The organism is Nannocystis pusilla (assembly GCF_020073745.1).
In the GTDB taxonomy this organism is placed as follows: Bacteria; Myxococcota_A; Polyangia; order Nannocystales; family Nannocystaceae; genus Nannocystis; species Nannocystis radixulma.
In genome coordinates, this window is sequence record NZ_JAIRAU010000035.1 from 126,250 (window position 1) to 147,851 (window position 21,602).

A 21,602-nucleotide genomic window follows, 5' to 3' on the forward strand; every position below is an offset into this window, starting at 1 on the left:
CCGATGTACCAAACCGCGCCCCGCTGGACCAGGACCCTGGGCCCGTGCTACGGAGACGAAGACATGCTGATCCGCGAGCGCCTGGCCCACAAACGGCCTGTGTTCAGCTTCGAGTTCTTCCCGCCCAAGACCGAGAAAGGCGAGGCCGTGCTGTGGCGCAGCCTCGAACAGCTCGCGCCGCTGTCGCCCGACTTCGTGTCCGTCACCTACGGGGCCGGCGGCAGCACCCGCACCCGCACCCTCGACATCGTCGCCCGCATCAAGCGCGAGCTCGGCATCGAGCCGATGGCCCACCTGACCTGCGTCGGCGCCACCCGCGACGACCTCGCCCGCACCCTCGACCAGCTCGGTGACCGCGAGATCTGCAACATCCTCGCCCTGCGCGGCGACCCGCCCAAGGGCGAGGCCGCCTTCGTCGCCGCCGAGGGCGGCCTCCGCCACGCCAGCGAGCTCGTCGCCTTCATCCGCGAGCGCGGCCCGTTCTGCATCGGCGCCGCCTGCTACCCCGAGACCCACCCCGAGGCCGACGACAGCGCCACCGATCTCAAGTGGCTCAAGCACAAGGTCGACGCCGGCGTCGACTTCCTCATCAGCCAGCTGTTCTTCGACAACGCCGCCTTCCACGACTTCTCCCGCCGCGCGGTCGAAGCCGGCATCACCGTGCCCATCCTCGCCGGGGTGATGCCGGTGACCAACTTCGAGCAGATCCAGCGCTTCACGCAGCTGTGCGGCGCGACCATCCCGGCCGCCCTGCACCAGCGCCTGCAGGGCACCGAGGGCGACCCGCAAGAGGTGTTCTGGACCGGCGTCTCGTACGCCGCGCACCAGTGCCGCGCGCTGCTCACCCCGCCCGTCGGCGACCCGTTCGCCACCCCGCGTCCTGCCGTCCCGGGCATCCACTTCTACACGCTCAACAAGTCGCCGGCGACCCGCGCGATCTTCGAGATCTTGCGGCTCGCCCACGTGGCGGTGTGACGATGCTGGTCGCGGCGCTCGTGGCAGCTCTGGCGGGTGGTTCGAGTGGTTCGGCCGCCGCGCCCGCGAGCCCCGACCTGTCCGCCTACGTGCAGCAGACCCCCCGCTGCGCCGCCGCGGTCACGCGCTGCTTCGGCGTGCACCTGCACCTCGTCGTCGACGGCGGCGCGGCCATCCAGACGGTCGAGTGGGTCACCTCGCAGGTCGCCGAGGCCAACGCCCGCTTCGCCACCATCGACGTCAATTTCGAAATCGTCGCCGCCGACGCGCTGCCGGCCGCCGACCGCGAGATCGACGACCGCGCCGAGCGCGACGCCCTCGGCGACCCGCACTTCAGCCGGGGCGTCGCGCACGTGTTCGTCGTCGGTCGCCTCGCCGACGTCGACATCGCAGGCGGCGAGATCCGCGGCGTCCACTGGCGCTTCCGCAAGGACCGCTCGCGCCGGTGGGTCATTCTCTCGAAGATCGCCGGCGCCCTCACCCTCGCCCACGAGCTCGGCCACTTCTTCGGCCTGCCCCACTCCGACTACGACGAGAGCGTGATGAACAAGGCCCCGCGCGCGGCCTGGCTCACCGGTGAGCTCAGCTTCGCCGAGCCCGAGTTCGCCCGCATGCGCCGCCACCGCGACCGCATGGTGCGCGAGGGCATGCTGGCCGACAGGACAGGTCCCGAGGGACAGCCAGCGAAGCTCCGCTGACCTGGTCCTCAGGACACCTCGCCTCAGAGCGACCAGGGCAGCGCGGGTCGCTCGACCAGCGGCATGAGGTCGGCGGCGCAGTAGCCGACGTCCTCGAGGCATTGCGGGGGCTCGAGGCCGAAGCCGCCGAAGTACTCGATGCAGGTCGAGCCCTCCGGGCACAGCGGGTCGTCGAGGATGCACAGCGGCGTGCAGCAGAACTCCGCGCCCTCGGGGCAGCCGCCCGGCACGAGTTCCGCGGCCTCGCACGAGTAGCCGGGGTCGCAGTCGTTGGCGAACTTGCACTCGTCGCGGAACACGCCGGTCTCGCCGGAGACGTCCATCTTGCAGTAGAAGTCCGCGAACCATTCGTCCTTGATGCACACCTCGCCGGCCTCGCACGAGCCGAGGTCCAGCGGGTCGCACAGGCGCTCGCACATCGGCAGGACGCCGGAGTTGTAGGTAACGCAGCGCTGGTTCTCGGGGCAGGTCGGGTTCGCCTCGCTGCAACCGCACAGCTCCCTGCAGAAAAAGGCGCCCTTCACGGCATCGTACTGGCAGATCGACCCGGCCTCGCAGTTGTCGGAGATATCGTCGGGCCAGCACCCCTCGCCAACCTTCGACGGGTACTCCGCCACCGGCACGCAGCCGCGCGAGCTCCAATTCTGGCCGAGCGCGGTGCACTTCTGGCCTTCGGGACAGTCCTGGCCGTAGATGTCGCAGTCCTCCTCGGCCACCGGCGTGTTCGCCTGCTTCACCCAGCCGGCCGGCGGACGCAGCGGGATCGGCGAGTGCGGGACCTGGCCGCTGCGCTCGACCAGCAGGTCGCACGCGACGTTGTCGTCGGCGAGGTGACACTCCTCGACCGGCGGCTCGTCGCTCGTGTCGGTCGCGCTCGGCTCCCCGCTCGGGTCGACCGTGGTCGGATCGCCGCCGGTCTCCGTCGTGCCGGTGCCGCTCGTCGGATCGGTCGACGTCGGCGTCCCCGTCGCGCCGCTCGTGTCCGTCGACGACGCCGTCTCCTCGCTCGGACTCACCTCGGTGGGCGACGTATCGCCGGGCTCGACCGTCGGGCAGCCGAACAACACCAGGCTCATCGCCCCGCCGAGCAACCGCCGGCCGAGCGCGACGGAGCGTGTTCGCGGACACACAGACCCATGAATGTGTTTATTAGTTCCAATCATCGCCAGGCTCGTCTCGCTGAAATGTCGTGACATCCGCACCACGACGGCTCGCGCACGCCGCCGCGGATGCCCCCCTCCGGACCGGTCCTCGCGCGCGGCGACATCGCTGCCGCGCCCGCACCGCGGCCGGATCTCATCGGGGTCAGTGACCGCTTGCCGCCGACCAATTGCGGCGGGCCGCCATTTTCTCGCCGGCGCTCGCCGTCAGGGCGCCACCGACCGGCGACACGCGCGCCGCCTCAGCCGACCAGCGCCGCTTTCGCCGCCTCGACGCACTCGTCGGGGTGCGTGTCGGCGAAGCGGTCGCGGATCGCCAGCACCTCGTCGATGTGCGTCAAGAACACCTCGGTGAGGTGCGGGTCGAAGTGCGAGCCCGCGTTCTTGCGCATCAGGTCGAGGGCGGCCTCGAGCGGCCAGGCCGGCTTGTACGGGCGCGCGCTGGTCAGCGCGTCGAACACGTCGGCGATCGCCGCGATCCGCCCGGCCAGCGGGATGTCCTCGCCGCGCAGCCCGCGGGGGTACCCGTTGCCGTCCCACTTCTCGTGGTGCGTGTGGGCGATCGTCGCCGCCAGCTCGAGCGGCTCCGCCGTCGAGCCGTGGAGGATCCGGTACCCGATCTCCGCGTGCGTCTTCATGATCGTGAACTCCTCCGGCGTCAGCCGCCCGGGCTTGAGGAGGATCCGATCGGGGATCCCCAGCTTGCCGACGTCGTGCATCGGGCTGGCGATCCGCAGCAGCTCACATGTACTCGGGGACAGGCCGATCTTGCTGCCGATCAAATGGCAGTACCAGCTCATGCGCTGCAGGTGCTGGCCGGTCTCGTCGTCGCGGAACTCGGCCGCGCGCGACAGGCGGTAGATCGTCTCCTCGTGCGAGGCCCGCAGCTCGTTCTGCACGCGCGTGAGCTCGGCGACCGCCGCCGCCAGTTCGGTCGTGCGGGCGTCGATCGCCTTCGCCAGCGCGCCCTTCTGCTGCTCGAGGTTGTCGTAGTAGAGCTTGACGCGCACGCTGTTGCGGATGCGGGCCATCAGCTCGACCTCGTCGAACGGTTTGCTCAGGAAGTCGTCGGCGCCGGCCTCCATGCCGCGGCGGCGCAGCTCGCGGTCGTTGACCGCGGTGATGAACACGATGGGGGTGTGTACCCCGCGTGGGTGCGAGCGGATCTGCCGACACACATCGAGGCCGCTCATGCCCGGCAGTCGCATGTCGAGGAGCACCGTATCGGCGCCTCGGGTGAACACCTCCTGCAGCGCTTGCTCTCCCGAGCTCGCCAGGGCCACCTCGTAGCCCTCGAGGCGCAGCAACTTCTCGAGCAGGCGGCGCATCGTCGCCTCGTCGTCGACGACGAGGATCCGGCCGCCACTGGCCCGCGGAGCGCCGCTGTCCATGGTCCGACGTTACCGCGGATCGTCGCGCCCGCGGGGCCCGCGGATCCGCGCCTCGTGCTACCCTCCCCGGCCATGCGTGAGGACTCGCGGCGAGCGATGCGTACCGCCCTGTGCGGCACACTCCTGGCGTTGGCGGCATGCGACTCGGCGCGCCGCCCTCCGACTGCGCAACAGGCCGCACGCCCGGCGGCGGCGAGCGCGGAGACCTCGGCCCAGCCCGCGACTCCGCCGCCCGCTGCAGCTCGAGCCACGCCGGCGCCGACGACCACGCGCCTGCCCGCGCCGCCGCGCCTCGTCGCGCTCGGCGACCTCCACGGCGACTTCGAGGCCACCCGCCAGGCCCTGCGGCTCGCCGGGGCCATCGACCCCCAAGACCGCTGGATCGGCAAGGATCTGGTGGTCGTGCAGACCGGCGACCAGCTCGACCGCGGCGACGGCGAGCGCAAGATCCTCGAGCTGCTCGAGCGCCTGCAGACCGAGGCGCGAGCGGCCGGCGGCGCGCTGCACGTGCTGAACGGCAATCACGAGCTGATGAACGCCGCCGGCGATCTGCGCTACGTGACCGCGGGTGGCTTCCTCGACTTCGCCGACGTACCCGGCGTCGACCTCGCCGACCCGCGCGCCGCCCGCCTGCCCGAGCCGATGCGCGCCCGCTGGCTCGCCTTCGCGCCGGGTGGCCCGTGGGCGCGCAAGCTGGCCGAGCATCCCGTCGTCCTCGTCGTCGGCGAAACGGTGTTCACGCACGGAGGCTTGCTGCCGCAGCACGTGCGTCGCGGCCTCGACACGATCAACGACGAGGTCCAGCGCTGGCTCCGCGGCGACGGAGAGATCTCCCCCGAGATCCTGCAAGACGACGACAGCCCGGTATGGGTGCGCCGCTACTGCCTCGAGCCCAAGCCGGCCGACTGCGACGTCCTGCGCGAGACGCTCGCCGCGGTCCCGGCCAAGCGACTGGTCGTCGGTCACACCGTGCACAAGGAAGGCGTGATGTCGGCCTGCGACGGCGCGGTGTGGTGCATCGACGTCGGCATGGCCGCGTACTACGGCGGTCACCCCGAGGCGCTCGAGATCGTCGGCGACAAGGTCACGGTGTTGCGCGAGCCGTGATGTGAGGGCCTGACGCAGTGAGGGCTCGCACTCCGAGCGCCCGCACGCGTGCCCCGGTGCCACACTGAAGGGGCCAGCGACGAGCAAGAGCCGCCCGAGTGCGCGCCTTTTTCGTGCGGTGGAAGGTGTCCTTATGTTCCTGTTTCGCGAGGCCGCGATGGCCGACGAAGACGCGATCTTCGAGCTCGCGCGCCACCTCAACAGCCTCAACCTGCCGCCCGAGCGGCCGTACATCCACGAGCTGCTGCAGCGCTCGCTGGCGTCGTTCCGCGGCAGCCCCGACTTCGACCCGACGCGTCGCTTCCTGTTCGTCCTCGAGGGCCCCGACGGCCAGGTCGTCGGCACCTCGATGATCCACGCGCAGCACGGCGACACCGACGAGCCGCACGTGTTCTTCCGCGTCATCCAGGAGGAGCGCTACGCCGACCTCCGCGTGACCCCGAACTCCGAGGTGCACGACGTGCACATGACGCACACGATGCTGTACCTCGGCCAGACCTACGACGGCCCGACCGAGCTCGGCGGCCTCGTGCTGCGCCCCGAGCTGCGCCACCACCCCGAGAAGCTCGGCCGCCTGCTGTCGCTCGCGCGCTTCGTCTTCATCTCGAGCCACCGCGGGTGGTTCCGCGACCGCCTGCTCGCCGAGCTGCTGCCGCCCCTGGTCCAGGGGCCAGGTGGAACCACGCGCTCGCCGCTGTGGGACGCCCTCGGCCACAAGTTCACCGGCCTGTCCTATCACGAGGCCGACCGCCTGAGCCGCTTCAACAAGGAGTTCATCTGGCGGCTGTTCCCGACCATGCCGATCCACGCCTGCCTGCTGCCCGAGGGCGTGCAGGACATCATCGGCCAGGTCGGCCCCAACACCGTCGGCGCCAAGCGGCTGCTCGAGAGCATCGGCTTCCAGTACAGCGGCCGCGTCGACCCGTTCGACGGCGGCCCGCACTACGAGGCCGACACCGACCAGGTGACGATCGTCCGCGACACGCAGGCCTACGCGCCGGTCGTCGGCGAGCCCGACCCCTCCGCGCAGCCCGGCATCGTCGCCGTCGTCCAGCACCGCTCGCCCCGCTTCCGCGCCGTCTGGACCCCCGCCCAGGCCGTGTTCGCCGGCGACACCCCGCCGGGCAGCCCGCCCACCCAGGTGCTCGTCCGCCGCGAAGCCCTCGAGCAGCTCGGCCTGCTCCGCCCCGGCCAGGACGCCCCGAGCCCCGACGCCCGCGTGCTCGTGGCCCTGCGCCCGCAACGCCGCTACTCCGACCGCGTCGCCAGCGTCCCCCCCGGCGCCCGCTCGCCCACCGGCACGCTGCGCCTCAGCTGATGCGGCCCCCGCGGTGAATCACGACCGCGCGAGGTCGCAGTCGGCCGCCGAGCTGTCCTTTCGGACACATTTACCGCATGCCCCGAGAGACAGCTCACCGAACCGCGCCGCCGGCCGCTACTTCGCGGCCGGCGCCAGGTCCCTGGCCCGAAGGACAGCCCGCCGCTCCGCCTCGACGTCGCCCGAGGCGCGGTAGACCTCCGCGGCCCGCTCGTACAGCGCCCGCGCCCGGTCCCTCGCGCCGCGCGCGACCGCCAGGTCGGCCTGCCCCTCGAGCACCGGCGCCAGCATCGGATGACTCAGACCGAGCGCGTCGGCCATCGTCACCGCCCGCGCGAACGCCTGCTCCGCCGCGGCCACCTGCCCGCGCCGCGCGTGCACCCGCCCGAGCCCGGCCAGCGGCTGCAACAGGTACAGGTGGCGCATCCCGTAGGCCGCCTCCATTCGCCTTAGCGCCTGCTCGTAATTGGCGAGAGCGCGCTCGTCCTCCCCGCGGCCCGCGTCGGCGTCGCCCAGCCCCGCCAGCGCGTGCGCGACGAACGGATGGGCGTCGCCGACGATCGCCGTGAACAGCTGCCTCGCCAGCGCGTAGTGCTCGCGCGCCTGCGCGAAGTCGTTGCGGTCGAAGTACATGTTGCCGAGGTTGTGGTGGGTGATAGCGATCAGCGGATCCGGCGGCCCCGGTCGCCGCTCCAGCCCGGCGATCGTGCGCTCGAAGTACGCGCGCGCCCTGTCCGTGTTGCCCTGGAGATCGTGGACCGCCCCGAGGTTGTTGCTCAGCAGCGCCGCCAGCCGCCCGTCGTCGTGTGCCCGCTCGATCAACGCCTCCGCGAACACCTCCGCCGCGAACGCCTCCGCGTGCCGGCTCAGACCCTCCCCGAGCACGAAGACCCGGACCGCCGCCGCCTCCGCCGCCACCGCGTGCATGTCGTGGGAGATCCCCAGCCGGATCGCCCGCACCAGCGCCGCCTCCGCCTCGCCCGGGTTCGCCGCCCCGAGCTGCAGTTTCCCCTCGATCAGCGCCGCCTCCGCCGACAACGGCGCGTGCGCGACCGCGTCGGCCTCCGCCCGCACGCCGCGGACCAGCGCCAACCCCGGCTCGAATTGCCCCGTCGACTCGAGGACATCCGCCCGCGCCAGCCGCTCGCGCAGCGCCTCGACCTGCGCCGCCGTGCGCGGATCGTCCGGCGGCGCCGCCCCGCGGACCAGCCCCTCCGGATCGTCGCACGCGCTGATGCTCGGCAGCGCCGCCACCGCTTGCACTGCGTGCTCGACGACATCGCGGTCGGCCGCCGCGAACACGTCGACCAGCGCCGCGAGGTGGGCCTTGCGCCGCCCGAGGCAAGCGCTGCGCAGATCGATCATCCGCCCGGTCTGGCTGCCCGAGACGTGCGCCTCGCACACCGCGCGGCTCTCGTCGATCCACGACTGCGCATAATCGTCGAGCCGACTCTTCACCCGGTCGAGCGCGTCCTGGGCGAACTCCGCCCGCGTCGCCGTGAACGCGCTCGCCACCGCCTCCGCGCGCCCGCCGTCCCACACCCCCGCGAGCTGATGCGTGACCGCCCCGCAGCGCGGCGGCTCCTGGGCCTGCCGACTCGCCACCGCGTAGCTGGCCGCCGACGCCAATCCCAGCAGTCCGACCACCGCCGCGATCCCCAGCGGTCGTCGCCACGGGTCGTGCTCGAGCGCCGCGATCATCGCCGTCAGGCTCGGCCATCGGTCCTCCGGGCGAAACGCCAGACCGCGCGAGATCACCTTGAACAGCCGCCACGGCACCGCCGAACCCGGCGGCGGCTGCGGGAGCATCCCCGCGCGGATCTGCTGGCGGATCCCCTCCCATGAATCGGAGCAGAACGGGTGCTCGCCGTAGAGCGCCTCGTACAGCGTCAGCGCGAAGCTGTATTGATCGGAGTAAGGCCCGACCGTCTGCCCGAAGTGCTGCTCGGGCGACATGTACAGCGGCGTCCCGAGCGCGTTGCCGCGCTGGGTCAGCCGCGCCGACCAGCGCACCCCGCCCGAGCGCTCGCCGCTCACTTGTCCGCTCGGCAAGGTCGTCTGCGGCGGCTCCTCGGTGACCTCGTCGGCGCTCTCGTCGGCGCCCTCACTCGCCTGCACCAGACCGAAGTCGACCACGCGCGCGCGGCCACCGGCGTCGACCAGCACGTTGTCGGGCTTGAAGTCGCGGTGCACCAGCCCCGCCGCGTGCGCCGCCGCCAGCCCGCGGCCGGCGTCGCAGATCGTGCGCAGCACCAGCGGCCACGGACGCGTGTGCGCGCGCAACCAGCTGCCGAGCGTCTCGCCCTCGATGTGCTCCATCGCCATGTAGAGGCTGCGCTCGTGCGCCCCCACCTGATACACCTGGACCACGTGGGGGTGCGACAGGCGGGCCATCGCCTGCGCCTCGCGGATCATCCGCTCGCGCGCCGCCTCGTTGCCCAGCAGGGACGGGCGCACCAGCTTGAGCGCCACCTTGCGGTCGAGCGCCAGGTCGTAGCCGGCGTAGACCACCCCCATCGCGCCCTCGCCCAGCTTGCGCAGGACGACGAACGGCCCGATCGCCGTCGGTTGTGGTGCCGCCTCCGTCATCTCGACTCAGTTCAGAGCCCGAAGACCCCCGTCTGGATCAGGCCGCCCGACGCGAACGATTCGCCGCAGGCCGCCAGCTCGCACGTCACGCTCGCCCCGCTCAGGCGCGTCGACTCGGGGTTCAGGCAGGTCGCGCCCGCCGAGCTCCACTCGGCCTCGATCGTGTAGATCGCGTTCGGGTCCACCTCCTCGATCCCGATCTCGTCGAGCACGTGGATCGGCACCCCTTCGATCGTGTGCGACACACCGTCGCCGCAATAGTCGGCACGCACCATTCGCGTGCACGCCTGATGATATTCCGGGACGACCCACGGGTAGTAGCCCCACTCCGCACACTTGCCGATCGCCCCGTCGAGACAGGCCAGCGTCACCAGATCGCTGGTCGTGGTCACCCGGCTGCCCGTCTCCGGATCCCACACATCGCCGACCATGATCGCTTGCACCGGGAGCCCGAGGCTGTCGACGCACAGCGGCTCCCACGCCCCGACGTTGTCCTTGATCTCGAGGTTGTAGAGCCACAGCTGGGAGCCCGGGCTCTGCTGCGTCGCGCCGGAGATCCTCACCTTGCGCTTCTTCGGCGCGCCTTCGACCAGCCCGAAGTGCAGCACCGCGCCGACCAACTGTGTCCCCCCCAGGCTCATGCCGTTCGTCGTCTGGACCCGCAGCTCGCCGCCCTCCAGCCACGCCTGCGCCACCGTCCAGCCCTGCGCTAATTGGAACTGCTCGAGGTCGATGTAGCTGCCGCTGCCCGCATCGCCGTTGAGCCGGAATCCATTGAGCCGGAACCCGTTGAGCCGGAACCCGTTGAGCCGGAACCCGTTGAGCCGGAACCCGTTGGCCTCGGTCTCCCGCACGCTCACCTCGTCCAGCTCGTCGGCCGTCCGGGGGTCGTCGTCCACATCACAGGCCATCGCCGCTGCCAAGAAACCCAACGCCGTCGCTCGCCGCCCCTGCATCTTCTCACCTCGCCGGCGATCAAGATGCGACGGCGCCGCCGGGCCGAGCCCCCGAGCGAACGGGACAGTGTCCCGACGCCAATTGCCCCTCGACCCCCAGGACCACCACGATGCGCATCACGAAGTGCGCCACCCTCGCAGTCATGCTGGGACACCCGTGCCTGCCGCCTGTAGGTCCAGGACGCCGAACCCGAACCCGAAAGACTGCCACTGACGCAGCTCACGCCGCGCGAACACGACCGCCCGACTGCTGGTCATTCCAATGTTGACAAGATGTTGATATCAACAATCGAGTGCGGCGATACAGGTGAATGTCGCACCGCCCGATGCGGCGCCCGAGGACAGCGCTCACCCGTCCACCCCCGGCAACCAACGCGCCCTCGTCGTTCGGCAACCGGCCCCCGGACGCTCTCCGCCGGCACCGCGAGTGCGACGACAACCACCGTATCCTCGTCGTTCGGCAATCGGCCCCCGGCCGCTCTCCGCCGGCACCGCGAGTGCGACGACAACCACCGCATTCTTCGAACCGGCACGAGGCCTCGCTCGACCCCGCGGCGCCGCCTTGCGCGCTTCCGCGCAGGCGTGTTATCTTCCGTGTTCCGTGCCGTCTGCCCGTTCCGCCACGCTCGTCGCCCTCGCCCTCGCGGCCTGTGGAGGCCCCGACCCGGGCGCATCCACGTCGTTCGGCGTCGGCACGCTGCCGGAGCTCTCGGGCACCGCGAGCTCGACCTCCTCCTCCACGAGCACCGGCTCGACGTCCACCACCACTTCATCAGGCCCCGGCACCGAAACCGGTTCCTCCGACACGGCCGGCGGCCCTCTCCTCGACCTCGGCATCCCCGATCTCGGCAACGGCGCCCCGCCCGGCTGCCAGGGCAAGATCGACTTCCTCTTCGTGATCGCGCGCCACACGGATGTCGTGAGTGTCTATTCACAGTTCATCGCGGCGCTCCCCGCTTTCATCGCCGCGATTCAGAGCAAGTTTTCGAACTTCGACTACCATATCATGGCCGTCGACGGCGATCCTGAATGGGGCATCGAAGCGTGTAATCAGCTCCCTTGCGCGCCCTGCCCGTACGAGCCGGACTATCCGTCTTGCAGCCTCATTGCATCCCGCACCGCCTGCGATTCTACGATGGGTGCGGGTACGATCTTCAACGCAGGTTCGGATGCTCCGAACGTCCCATGTGAGGTCCCTGAGGGGCGCCGCTATCTGGTCCGTGGCGATCCGAACTTCGACTCGACCTTCCTCTGCATGGCGCAGGTCGGGGGCTACGGCGGTGACCGACTCGGCGAAGCCTTCGTGCGCGCCATCCACCCCGACCTCAACGGCCCCGGTGGATGCAACGACGGGTTTCTCCGTGACGACGCGCTCCTCATGGTCACGCTCCTGACGCCGACAAAGGACAAGGACTCCGCCGGCACGCCCGAGACTTGGGCCGAGGCCGCGCTCGCAGCCAAGAACGACGACCCTAATTCGATCGTGCTACTTGGAATCACGAACGAGCCGACATACTCCTGGTGCGCCGATTCGTGGGACAACCGCGTCTGCCAGTTCATCGCCCAGTTCCCCTACTGGCACCACATCCATTACAAAATGCCCGACTACGCCCCCGGGTTCGGTGTAGCCACCGACCTCATCGAGGAAGCCTGTTCAAAGTTCATCGCTGCCTAGTCAGGGATGGGACATCTCGCGACTATCGCCGTTAGATCTCAACGGCCTTGGGAAACTTGCGCGGTTCCGCGCAGCCATGCTATCCTTCATGTTCCGTGTCGCCCGCCCGCCAAGCCATGCTCGTCGCCTGCGCCCTCGCGGCATGCGGAGGCGCTGACCCCAGCGCGTCCTCTTCTTTCGGCGTCAACACGCTCCCACCTCTGTCCGGCACGGCGAGCTCGACCTCCTCCTCTACCTCTACCTCCACCACCTCCACTTCATCAGGGCCCGGCACCGACACCAGTTCTTCCGGCACTGCCGGCGGTCCCCTCCTCGACCTCGGCGTCCCCGACCTCGGCAACGGCGCCCCGCCCGGTTGCAAGGGCAAGATCGACTTCCTCTTCGTGATCTCCGGCCACGGCTTCATGTCGGAGATCCAGGGGCAACTCGTCGACGCGTTCCCCAAGTTCATCTCGACGATCGAGGCGAAGTTCGCCGATTTCGACTATCACATCATGGTCGTCGACGGCGATCCGATCTGGGGCCACGAATGGTGCAACGGGCCGCCGTGCCCCGATCCCGCGTGCCAGATCCCCGAATTTCCGTCCTGCGACATGATCGCCTCCCGCACAGTTTGCGACTTCACGATGGGCGCCGGGACCGTCTTCAACGCCGGCTCGCTCGCGCCCAACGTGCCCTGCAATCTGCCGGAGGGCCGGCGCTATTTGACCCGCGACGACCCCGACCTCGAATCGACCTTCGCATGCATGGCTCAGGTCGGCGAGAGTGGCCGCGACTACCTGAACGAAGCGCTTGTCCGAGCCATCAGCCCCGACCTCACCGAGCCAGGTGGCTGTAACGAGGGATTCCTTCGCGACGACGCGCTGCTCATGGTCACCTTCATCACCATGACGGGCGACGGCTCTCTTACGGGCACGATCAAGGGGTTCAAGCAGGCCGTCCTGGATGCGAAAGGCGGCGATCCGGACGCCGTTGTGATGTTCGCCATCACCAGTTCGCCCGACAAGGCCGGCTGTGAAGTTGCCCTGTGGGATCGCGTCTGCCTGTTGATCCGCTTGTTCCCCTACTGGCACGCAATCTCTTGGAGCGAGCCGGATTACGGCCCAGGCTTCGAGACCGCCACCGACCTCGTCGTTGAAGCCTGCTCCCAGTTCATTCCCGGCTGAGTTCAGGGATACAGATAGGCGATCGCTGGATAACCATCACCATCGCGTCCGCCGGCGATCACCATTCCGGACGTTATCGCCAGCGCACTCGCCTGATACAGGGCTGCGGCCGTCGCCTTGTCGTAGCTCCATGCTGGATCGAACTCGCCGGGATAAAAAGCCTGCACGAGGAACTCTGTATAATCATCGCCGACCCGCCGCACCGAGGCCATCACCATGTAGCCGGCCGGGCTCCACGCAATCTCGCGAGGCGGCATCACGTCCGCCGGCAGCGGCGTGAGCTCCACCAGTTTCCCGCCCGGCTCGTAGATCCGTAGCTCACCAGCCGGCTGACATAGATCCATGCAAGTGGAGACACCGATCACGTATCGCCCCACCGCATCGATGACGAGTGCCGTCGCTCTGCTCTGGGTGTTCGTGCCCGGGCCGAGCTCCGCCACGTGCCAGGCGCCGTCTTTCGTCTCGAGCTCAGTTTCCAGCACGAACATTCGATCTCTGGCAGGAAGTTGAAACACCTCCTCGTCGTGAAAGCCGTTTGCCTCGCCGACCATCACGAGGCGGTCAGTATATTTGCAATCTCGAACAGTCTCGGCAAATTCGTTGGCCTTTCCATTTGGAGCGTAGTCAAACGCCTGCGATTCCCCGAGCCCCCAGATTCGCGCATCCCGGCTCATCCCCGGCGAGGGCCCCGTCCCGCACGCCACCACCTTCTCGCCGCCGCCGTACGCCAGCGCGAGAGCCACCTCGCCGGCCAGCCCCGTGCGGGCCACCACCGGCGCTGCGCCCCACGTCGTCCGCATCAGGCGCCAGCGCGTCTCGCCGTTCTCGATCACCGCCATCAGCATCCAGATCGACGCATCCTCTCCGATCACCAGGTCGATCGCCGCGCAGTTCGTATCCGCGTCGACCAGCGCGAAGTCATCGTCGGAGTATTGCCCGTGCAGGTCGCGTCGGTGCAAGAAGCAGCGCGGCGCGCCGTTCACCTGGAGCGTCCCGAACGCGATCACCTCCGCCTCGTCGAGCACCTCGATCGCCGCGATCTGGCCCTTGCCGAAGTCGGGCGGCGCGTCCCACAGCGCCTCGCTGCCCGGGCTCGGCAGCGCGATCGTGTAGTGCCCCGTCATCGGCTCGCCGACCGAGTCGTCGCTGCGCGGCACGAAGGTCGCAGCGTGCATCCCGTTGGCGAGGCCGGTCTCCACGGAGATCTCGCCGACGAACTTCCCCATCGGCGCCGGCGACAGCTCGATCGGCGCCGCGTCGTCCAGCTGCATCGCCACGCCCGCCGCGTGCTCGGCCGTCACCTCGACCGCGATCATCCCGGCCGCCGTGATCGGCTCCGGTGAGAACACGACCGCGAGCACCGCCGGGGCCGTCGCCAGCTCGTCCGTCGTCGCGCTCGAGCTCGACGCGACCTCCGTCGTCGACCCCGCGCCCGTCACCGTCTCGACCGGTCCCCCGGCCGTCCCGCCCGGAACCCATCCGGCCGTGCTCTCCTGCGCGGTGCTCGACGAGCTCGTCACCGGCAGCGCCCTCGCCTCGTCATACGCCGCTTGCACGCAGCCTGCGTGCAGCAGCGCCATCACCATCATCGACCCGGTTCGCGTCATCTCGACCTCCCTGTCTCGCATCGCTCAGAACCTCACGGTCCAGCCCGTCATGAACACGCCCCCGTGCGGCCGAAGCGAGAGCCGGCGACTCGCGTCTCTCCGCGTCACGAGCAGCGCGATCCCGGTGGCCAGGCTGACCGCGCCGATCACTCCGGTGGCGATCGCCGCCCCGCGCACCGCCATCGCCTCGTCGTACAGCGCGTCGATCCGCTGGCTCTCCCCGAGCGTGAGCGGCCGCCGATCCGCCCCCGCTTCGCGAGTGACGCTGCGGATCTGCGCGGCATGACTCCCCATCATCGCCAGCATCCCCGCCGACCCCGCCAGCGCGCCCGTCCCGAGCGCCGTGAGCACCCCGCCCGTCACCGTCTGCGCGTCGGGCCCCTGCTTCTTCTCGAGCGGCTCAGGGCGGCCGACCGGCGCCAGCTCGGGCAGCGGAGTCGGGCGCGGCGCCTCCACCGGCGGGCTCGGCGTCGGCGCCGGCGCCTCGGCGATCGAGCAGCTCGCCGTCGCCTCTGTCCTTACAATCATGTCCTTGCAGACAGACTCGGCCCGCGGCTTGGCCTTCGCGCGCGGCCGCGGTCGCGCGCATGGGTCCTGCCCGCCGAGCTGGGCGATGTACTCGGCGGTCTTGTCGGACAGCCCGGCCAGGACCGGCCCGTCTTCGCCGACGCCGAGCTCGCGCTCGACCTTTCGGATCAGCCGCCGCGCCGCGCACAGGCCTTCCACGTCGCGATTCGCCTGATACAGGCGGTGGTAGCCCGACACCGCGTAGAACGCCAGCTCGCGCCGCTGCCACGCCGCGAGGTCGCGCCGCTGGTAGGCCGCCTCGCCCTCGGCGGTGAGGGCGTGCCACAGCTGCTCCTCGACGAATCGTTGCAGGCGCAGCTCGAGCTCCGCGAACGTCGGCAGCGGCCCCACCTCGGCCGGTCTGGCCGCGATCACGGCCGCGAGGAACATGTACAGGCAAGGACCCACGGCGGCTTCATACCACGACCTCGCCTCGCGCTCGATCGCCGCGCATGCGGACGCGGGCCCCCGACAAGCGTGAGCCGCGCATTGCCTCGACCCCGTCGCGACGATGTCCCAAAGGTCAGCTCCTCGCATCATCGGCGTCGGGGCCGGCGTCGGCGGAGCGCCCGGCCGCCGCGCGCCGCCCGCGCCCGGATCGCCCGCCAGCGGCCCTGCAGGACCGATCTGCCGGGGCTGCGCGGCGGCCCGCGTGCGTGCTACTCCTTCGCGCCGTGATCGACGCGCTCGAGCTTGTCCGCCCCGACGACTGGCACCTTCACCTGCGCGACGGCGTGGTCCTCGCGGACGCCGTGGCTCACACGGCGCGGCAGTTCGCGCGGGCGATCGTCATGCCGAACCTGCGGCCGCCGGTGGTGCGGGTCGACGACGCCGCGGCCTACCGCGAGCGCATCGTCGCCGCCTTGCCGCCGGCGCTGGCCGGGCGGTTCACGCCGCTGATGACGCTCTACCTGACCGACGCCACCCCGCCCGACGAGGTCGCGCGCGCGCGCAGCAGCGGGTTCGTGCACGCGGTCAAGCTGTACCCGGCCGGGGCCACCACCAATTCGCAGTCGGGCGTCACCGACCTGGCGCGCGTCTTTCCTGTCCTCGAGGCCATGCAGCAGCTCGGGCTGCCGCTGCTGGTCCACGGCGAGGTCACCGACCCTGCGGTCGACGTATTCGACCGCGAGGCGGTGTTCCTGCAGCGCCAGCTCGCGCCGCTGCTCGAGCGCTTGCCCGACTTGCGCGTCGTCGTCGAGCACATCACCACCCGCGAGGCCGTCGCCTTCGTCCGCGCCGCCGGCCCGCGCGTCGCCGCCACGATCACCGCGCACCACCTGCTGTACAGCCGCAACGCCATGTTCACCGGCGGGGTCTGCCCGCACTACTACTGCCTCCCGGTGCTCAAGCGCGAGCTCCACCGCGAGGCCCTGGTCGAGGCGGCGACCAGCGGCGACCCCAAGTTCTTCCTCGGCACCGACAGCGCCCCGCACCCGCGCCGGGCCAAGGAGAGCGCCTGCGGCTGCGCCGGCATCTTCACCGCCCACGCCGCGCTCGAGCTGTACGCCGAGGCGTTCGATCGCGCCGGCGCGCTCGATCGCCTCGAGGGCTTCGCCAGCCGGTTCGGCCCGCGCTTCTACGACCTCCCGGTCAACCGCGACACCGTCCGCCTCGAGCGGGTCGCCTGGGACGTCCCCGCCAGCTATCCGTTCGGCCAGGACGACCTCGTCCCCCTGCGCGCCGGCGAGCGCCTGGCCTGGCGCCTCGCCGAGTGACCTGCGGGACATTTTATAAAGGACATGTCGTTGAAGACATGGCCGATCGGGCATGCTTATGAGGGCATGTCCGAACAGCCCTGTCGCCGCGCCTCAGCGCCCGGTCAGCAGCTGCCCGCTGCCGCGCTTGCCCTCGCGGGCGCGGACGGGCGGCAGCTGCCCGGCGGCGATCCAGTAGCGCAGGTACCTGGCGACGAGCGTCCGGTCCATGGCGACGAAGCGGATCCCGCTGCCGGCGAGCGCGGCGTTGGTGTTGCTGGTGTCGTAGGCCGGCATGTCCTCGTAGAGCTCCCAGCGGGTCAGCTCGTCGCGATAGACGCGCTCGAACAGCATCGGCAGCAGCGAGCACAGCGGGTTGTCGCGCTCGCGGGCGTCCTGGATGGTGCGGTCGACCCACTGCGCGTAGCTCCATTGCTTGAGGCGGTAGCCGAACTCGGAGATCAGCGCGAAGAACTCGTTGAGGTCGGGTGACTGCTGCGGATCGGGCGGCACCAGGTGGAAGGCGCGCCCGTGGTTGTCGGCGCTGCCGGCGATGTGGAGGATCGCCCGACTGACGAAGTCGACCGGCACGAACTCCTTGCGCTGGCGCGGCAGGTCGGGATACGCCCCGATCTGGATCGCCCCGCGCACCGAGCGACCGACGAAGTCGTCGGCGTTGCCGGCCCCGGTGCGGCTGTCGCCCATGATGAACCCCGGGCGGTACACCGCCACCGGCAGCCCGAGCTCGCCTGCCGCCCACACCACCTTCTCGGCGACCCACTTGCTGGCCGAGTAGCCGATGTCGAGGCCCAGGTACTCGAGGTGATCGTCGAGCGCGTCGTTCTCGTACACCACCCGCTTGCCGCCGAAGAACCCGCTCGGTCCGAACACCCCGACCGACGACACGTGGTGCAGCGGCTTGGCCCGGCCGGTCGCCGCGAACCGCACCACCTCGAGCGTCCCGCCGACGTTGCTCGCGCGGTGGGCCGCGTAGGGCTGGACGTAGTTGACCTGCGCTCCCGAGTGGATGACCGCGTCGACGGTGCCGGCCAGGCTCGTGAACGCCGCCTCGTCGAGGCCGAAGCGCGGCGACGTGAGGTCGCCGGGCACCACGCAGATCCGCGCGGCGTACGACGACTGCCACAGCCCGTACTTCGCCAGCGCCTGCCGCACTCGAGCGGCCCCCGAGCGCACGTCCTGTGCGCGCACCAGGCAGTGCACACGGGCCTTTGTGTGCACCATCAGGTCTCGCAGCAGGAACGACCCCAAAAACCCCGTCACGCCGGTCAGGAACACGTCACCGGTGCGCCACGCGTCGGCGGCCGGGCGCGGCAGCTCGGCCGTGCGCAAGATCTGCGCTCTGACATCTTCGGGGAGGCGCGCGTCGGCTTGCCAGACCTGCGGACCCTCGGGCGTCGTGCTGCCGATCGCCTCGCCGCGCAGGGCCCGCCGCAGCAGCGCCACGCACTCGCGCAGCGTGCCCCCCTCGTACAGCGCATAGATCGGCAGGCGCACGCGGTACACGTCGCGCACGCGCAGCACGAGCCGCGCGGCCAGCAGCGAGTTGCCGCCGAGGCCGAAGAAGTCGTCCTCCGGCAGGACCACCTGGACGCCGAGGAGCTCGGCCCAGATCGCCGCGAGCTCGCCGGTCAGCGGATCGTGGGTCGCCGCGATCATGGCATTGAGACTGAACACCCCCGATTGCGCCTGGCCGGCGACCAGCGCCTTGCGGTCGACCTTGCCGTTGGCGTTGAGCGGCAGGGCGTCGAGGCTCACGAACCGCGACGGCACCATGAACCGCGGCAGCTTGGTCTGCAGGTGGACCTGCAGCTGCGAGGAGAGGAAGCCGGCGCGGTCGCGCGGGACCACGTGGGCCACCAGCGACTTGTCGCCCGCGGGGCTCTCGTGCACCGTGACCGCCGCCGCCGCCACCAGCCCGCTCGCCACCAGCGCCGACTCGATCTCCTCGAGCTCGATGCGATGACCGCGGATCTTCACCTGGAAGTCGGTGCGGCCGACGAATTCGATCAGGCCGTCGGGGCGCCAGCGGGCCTGGTCGCCGGTGCGATACAGGCGAATCGCCGCATCACCGCGCAGCCCTGCCACCGAGACGAAGCGCTCGGCGGTCAGCTCGGGTCGATTGTGATAACCGCGGGCGAGGCCGTCGCCGCCGATGTACAGCTCGCCCAGCTCGCCGACGCCGACGGGCCGCTGCTGCTCGTCGAGGATGTACGCGAGGGTGTTGGCGATCGGCCGCCCGATCGGCACGTTGCTGGTGGCCACGTGCTCCAGGCCGAGCTCGCAGGAGACCGCGAAGGTGGTGCTCTCGGTCGGGCCGTAGATGTTCTGCAGGTGCCGCGGCGGCGCGGCCTCGAGGACGGCGCGGAGCGCCTCGGCGTTGGCCTTCTCGCCGCCGACCAGCAGGTAGCGCAACGAGCTGAACGCGTCGGGGCAGGCCCCCGCCACCAGGTTGAACAGCGCGGTGGTCAGGAACATCACGGTGACGCCGCGCCGGACCAGCTCGGCCCGCAGCTCGCTGGGGTCGAGGGCGCTGCGGCGGGGGATCAGGACAATCTCCGCACCGTTGAGGAGCGGGCCCCAGACCTCGAAGATCGCGGCGTCGAACGAGAAGTTGGCGATCTGGGCCACCCTGTCGGTCGGCTCGAACTGCACATAGTTCGTCGCCATCACCAGGCGCGTGACCCCGCGGCCCACGATCTCGATGCCCTTCGGCTTGCCCGTCGAACCCGAGGTGTAGAGGATGTGGGTGCGCCGCTCCGGCCCGCCGGCGACCCACTCGAAGGTGGCCGGGTTTCGCTCGAAGTTCGCCCGCTCGCGGTCGACGCACAGCTCGGGGCGGCCCCCCAGCTGCAGCCCGAACTGTCGCCGTTCGGTCAGCACCAGCTCCACGCCGGCGTCGGCGATCATGAACTCCAGGCGCTCCCGGGGGTAATCGGGGTCGAGCGGGACGTACGTGCCACCCGCCATGCAGATCGCCACCTGCGCGACGATCTGCTCGATGCGAGGACTCATGAAGACCCCGACCGGCGTCTCCACCCCGACGCCCGCCGCTCGCAGCGCGTGCGCCATTCGGCTGGCACGTCGGAACAGCTCCGCGTACGAAAGCCGCTCCTCTCCGGCGTCGACCGCCAGCGCGTCCGGGCGGCTCCGGACTTGCCGGACCAGCAGCTCCGCGAGGCCCTCCGCGCTCGGGTAAGGGGAAAACCCGCCGTGCCACGCTGCGTCGATGAGTGAGGCGTTCGTGTCGCTCATTACCCGTCTCCTTCGGCGATTCAAAGTCATGGCGCCGAGCCGACACGCGCGCGGCGCGTGACGTCCTCAGTGAACCAGATCGCTGTCTTGATTATATAGACTGCTATCATTAAAGCATACACATTTTTAATCCGGGCGCAAACCGGGATGCCCACGATCGTCCGACTTTGCGGGTCAGGCGCTTTTGTCGGGCTGTCTCTATTGCGTGAAGACCAAACCCGGGCGTAGGCGTCGACAATCACCACACTCGCCGTGACCGGCACACACATCGCCGTGCCCTGCGCAGGCCGCTTTCGCCGGCCTGCCCCCTACGACAAATCAACGCACGACGTTATTGGGTCGATCCGCCCCCGCGATCTGCCGGGGGCGAATCACCCGAACTTGTACTTATGGACGCGTCAGCCTTGCTGCATGGCGAAGGCGATACCGCTCTGCAGCGTCGCCCGGGTGACGATGCCCTCGAGATTGGTGCCGAGGTTGACCAAGGTCTGGGCGACGTCGGGGCGAATCCCCGTGAGGATCACCTCGGCGCCGAGCAGCCGCACCGCGCGGGCCGCCTTCAACAGCGCGTCGGCGACCTGGGTGTCCACGACCGCGACGCCCGTGATGTCGAGGATCGCCGTGGTGGCCCGGGCCTCGCTGATGCCTGAGAGCAGGGTATCGATGATCCGCTGGGCCCGCGCCGCGTCGATCGACCCGATCAACGGCATGGCGACGATCTTTCCGCTGATCGGGATCAGCGGCGTCGACAGCTCGGCCAGGGTCGCCGCCTGCACGGCGATGATCTCCTCCTGCAGGCGCCGGCGCTCGTTCTCCTCGCGCTTGCGTTCGGTGATGTCGACCCCGAACGATACGACCTCCTGCAGCGTGCCGTCGACCCCGAACCGGTGATACGAGTTCCAGGCCAGCGTCCTCCGCTCGCCGGTGTGCGACTGAATGGTCAGCTCGTAGTCGCTGACGTCGCCGCCCTCGGCCGCGATCTTGAAGTACTCCTCGACCGCGGCGTACAGCTCGCCGGGGTACAGCACGGACATGATGTTGGTGCCGGCGATCTCCTCGCTGGTCTTGCCGACCAGCCGCTCGCACGTGGCGTTGGCGTAGATCGTGCGCCCGTCGGGCGTGAGCCGCGAGATGAAGGCGGGCGCGTGCTGCACGACGTGCTTGAACACGTCACGCTCCTGCTCGAGCTGCGCGTTGGCCCGCTCCAACTCGGCCACACGGCGACGCAGCGCCTGGATCTCGCTGTCGGACTCCTGGGGGGGGGAGGCGGTGGTGTCGTGCATCGGTCGACTCCGACCCGCGAAGCGGGCGAAGTTCCAGCGTATCGACCCCGCTCCGCGGACACCAGCCCTTCGCGATTGGTGAACGGCGCTATCCGCGATCGCGCAATGCCCGATGCGGTTCGCTTCCGCGCGGGGTGGGC

At 70.3% G+C, this 21,602-nt stretch carries 15 protein-coding genes; 7 read left to right on the forward strand and 8 right to left on the reverse strand.

What is annotated here, in order from left to right:
• Positions 1–63 precede the first annotated feature (63 nt).
• Together metF and K7C98_RS26400 are read left to right on the forward strand one after the other, a co-directional pair.
• Positions 64–975 carry a methylenetetrahydrofolate reductase [NAD(P)H] gene (metF, locus tag K7C98_RS26395; protein ID WP_224194545.1) on the forward strand — a complete coding sequence of 304 codons (912 nt, stop codon included), beginning with the start codon at positions 64–66 and terminating at the stop codon, positions 973–975.
• Entirely contained in the window at positions 972–1,673 is a 702-nt protein-coding gene (locus tag K7C98_RS26400; protein WP_224194546.1) for a matrixin family metalloprotease, read from the forward strand. The genes metF and K7C98_RS26400 overlap by 4 nt, the downstream gene beginning before the upstream one ends.
• A gap of 23 nt (positions 1,674–1,696) precedes the next feature.
• Here the strand turns inward: K7C98_RS26400 and K7C98_RS26405 are convergent, their stop codons facing one another.
• Together K7C98_RS26405 and K7C98_RS26410 are read right to left on the reverse strand one after the other, a co-directional pair.
• Positions 1,697–2,749 (reverse strand): hypothetical protein, encoded by a 1,053-nt coding sequence (locus K7C98_RS26405; protein WP_224194547.1) that lies wholly within the window; start codon positions 2,747–2,749, stop codon positions 1,697–1,699.
• 326 nt (positions 2,750–3,075) lie between these two features.
• Positions 3,076–4,224, reverse strand: coding sequence for a response regulator (locus K7C98_RS26410; RefSeq protein WP_224194548.1), 1,149 nt, complete (start codon positions 4,222–4,224; stop codon positions 3,076–3,078).
• 72 nt (positions 4,225–4,296) lie between these two features.
• On the opposite strand from K7C98_RS26410, the gene K7C98_RS26415 reads away from it, so the two are divergent.
• Together K7C98_RS26415 and K7C98_RS26420 are read left to right on the forward strand one after the other, a co-directional pair.
• Entirely contained in the window at positions 4,297–5,331 is a 1,035-nt protein-coding gene (locus K7C98_RS26415) for a metallophosphoesterase (protein WP_224194549.1), read from the forward strand.
• A gap of 133 nt (positions 5,332–5,464) precedes the next feature.
• Positions 5,465–6,649, forward strand: a complete 1,185-nt coding sequence (locus tag K7C98_RS26420) for an arginine N-succinyltransferase (RefSeq protein ID WP_224194550.1) — start codon at positions 5,465–5,467, stop codon at positions 6,647–6,649.
• Between the two features lie 117 nt (positions 6,650–6,766).
• Here K7C98_RS26420 and K7C98_RS26425 read toward each other — a convergent pair whose 3' ends face one another.
• Together K7C98_RS26425 and K7C98_RS26430 are read right to left on the reverse strand one after the other, a co-directional pair.
• Entirely contained in the window at positions 6,767–9,238 is a 2,472-nt protein-coding gene (locus K7C98_RS26425; protein ID WP_224194551.1) for a serine/threonine-protein kinase, read from the reverse strand.
• 11 nt (positions 9,239–9,249) lie between these two features.
• On the reverse strand, positions 9,250–10,137 hold the full coding sequence (locus K7C98_RS26430; RefSeq protein ID WP_224194552.1) for an ADYC domain-containing protein: 888 nt from the start codon (positions 10,135–10,137) through the stop codon (positions 9,250–9,252).
• Positions 10,138–10,795: 658 nt separating this feature from the next.
• Here K7C98_RS26430 and K7C98_RS26435 point away from each other — a divergent pair.
• Together K7C98_RS26435 and K7C98_RS26440 are read left to right on the forward strand one after the other, a co-directional pair.
• Complete coding sequence (locus K7C98_RS26435; RefSeq protein WP_224194553.1) at positions 10,796–11,869, forward strand: hypothetical protein; 1,074 nt, start codon at positions 10,796–10,798, stop codon at positions 11,867–11,869.
• 95 nt (positions 11,870–11,964) lie between these two features.
• Positions 11,965–13,035 (forward strand): hypothetical protein, encoded by a 1,071-nt coding sequence (locus K7C98_RS26440; RefSeq protein ID WP_224194554.1) that lies wholly within the window; start codon positions 11,965–11,967, stop codon positions 13,033–13,035.
• 2 nt (positions 13,036–13,037) lie between these two features.
• Here the strand turns inward: K7C98_RS26440 and K7C98_RS26445 are convergent, their stop codons facing one another.
• Complete coding sequence (locus K7C98_RS26445; protein WP_224194555.1) at positions 13,038–14,621, reverse strand: hypothetical protein; 1,584 nt, start codon at positions 14,619–14,621, stop codon at positions 13,038–13,040.
• A 45-nt stretch (positions 14,622–14,666) separates the two neighbouring features.
• On the reverse strand, positions 14,667–15,617 hold the full coding sequence (locus K7C98_RS26450) for a hypothetical protein (protein ID WP_224194556.1): 951 nt from the start codon (positions 15,615–15,617) through the stop codon (positions 14,667–14,669).
• 266 nt (positions 15,618–15,883) lie between these two features.
• On the opposite strand from K7C98_RS26450, the gene pyrC reads away from it, so the two are divergent.
• Complete coding sequence (gene pyrC / locus K7C98_RS26455) at positions 15,884–16,927, forward strand: dihydroorotase (protein WP_224194557.1); 1,044 nt, start codon at positions 15,884–15,886, stop codon at positions 16,925–16,927.
• A gap of 93 nt (positions 16,928–17,020) precedes the next feature.
• Here pyrC and K7C98_RS26460 read toward each other — a convergent pair whose 3' ends face one another.
• A complete protein-coding gene (locus K7C98_RS26460) occupies positions 17,021–20,179 on the reverse strand; it encodes an amino acid adenylation domain-containing protein (protein WP_224194558.1) in 3,159 nt (1,052 codons plus the stop codon).
• 398 nt (positions 20,180–20,577) lie between these two features.
• Entirely contained in the window at positions 20,578–21,462 is an 885-nt protein-coding gene (locus tag K7C98_RS26465; protein WP_224194559.1) for an STAS domain-containing protein, read from the reverse strand.
• Positions 21,463–21,602: the final 140 nt, after the last annotated feature.

Bases quoted from the DNA above. Each gene is read 5' to 3' on its own strand.
- metF (WP_224194545.1), top strand. From the start codon at position 64: ATGCTGATCCGCGAGCGCCTGGCCCACAAACGGCCTGTGTTCAGCTTC.
- K7C98_RS26405 (WP_224194547.1), bottom strand. From the start codon at position 2,749: ATGAGCCTGGTGTTGTTCGGCTGCCCGACGGTCGAGCCCGGCGATACG.
- K7C98_RS26410 (WP_224194548.1), bottom strand. From the start codon at position 4,224: ATGGACAGCGGCGCTCCGCGGGCCAGTGGCGGCCGGATCCTCGTCGTC.
- K7C98_RS26415 (WP_224194549.1), top strand. From the start codon at position 4,297: ATGCGTGAGGACTCGCGGCGAGCGATGCGTACCGCCCTGTGCGGCACA.
- K7C98_RS26420 (WP_224194550.1), top strand. From the start codon at position 5,465: ATGTTCCTGTTTCGCGAGGCCGCGATGGCCGACGAAGACGCGATCTTC.
- K7C98_RS26425 (WP_224194551.1), bottom strand. From the start codon at position 9,238: ATGACGGAGGCGGCACCACAACCGACGGCGATCGGGCCGTTCGTCGTC.
- K7C98_RS26445 (WP_224194555.1), bottom strand. From the start codon at position 14,621: ATGGTGATGGCGCTGCTGCACGCAGGCTGCGTGCAAGCGGCGTATGAC.
- K7C98_RS26460 (WP_224194558.1), bottom strand. From the start codon at position 20,179: ATGAGCGACACGAACGCCTCACTCATCGACGCAGCGTGGCACGGCGGG.
- K7C98_RS26465 (WP_224194559.1), bottom strand. From the start codon at position 21,462: ATGCACGACACCACCGCCTCCCCCCCCCAGGAGTCCGACAGCGAGATC.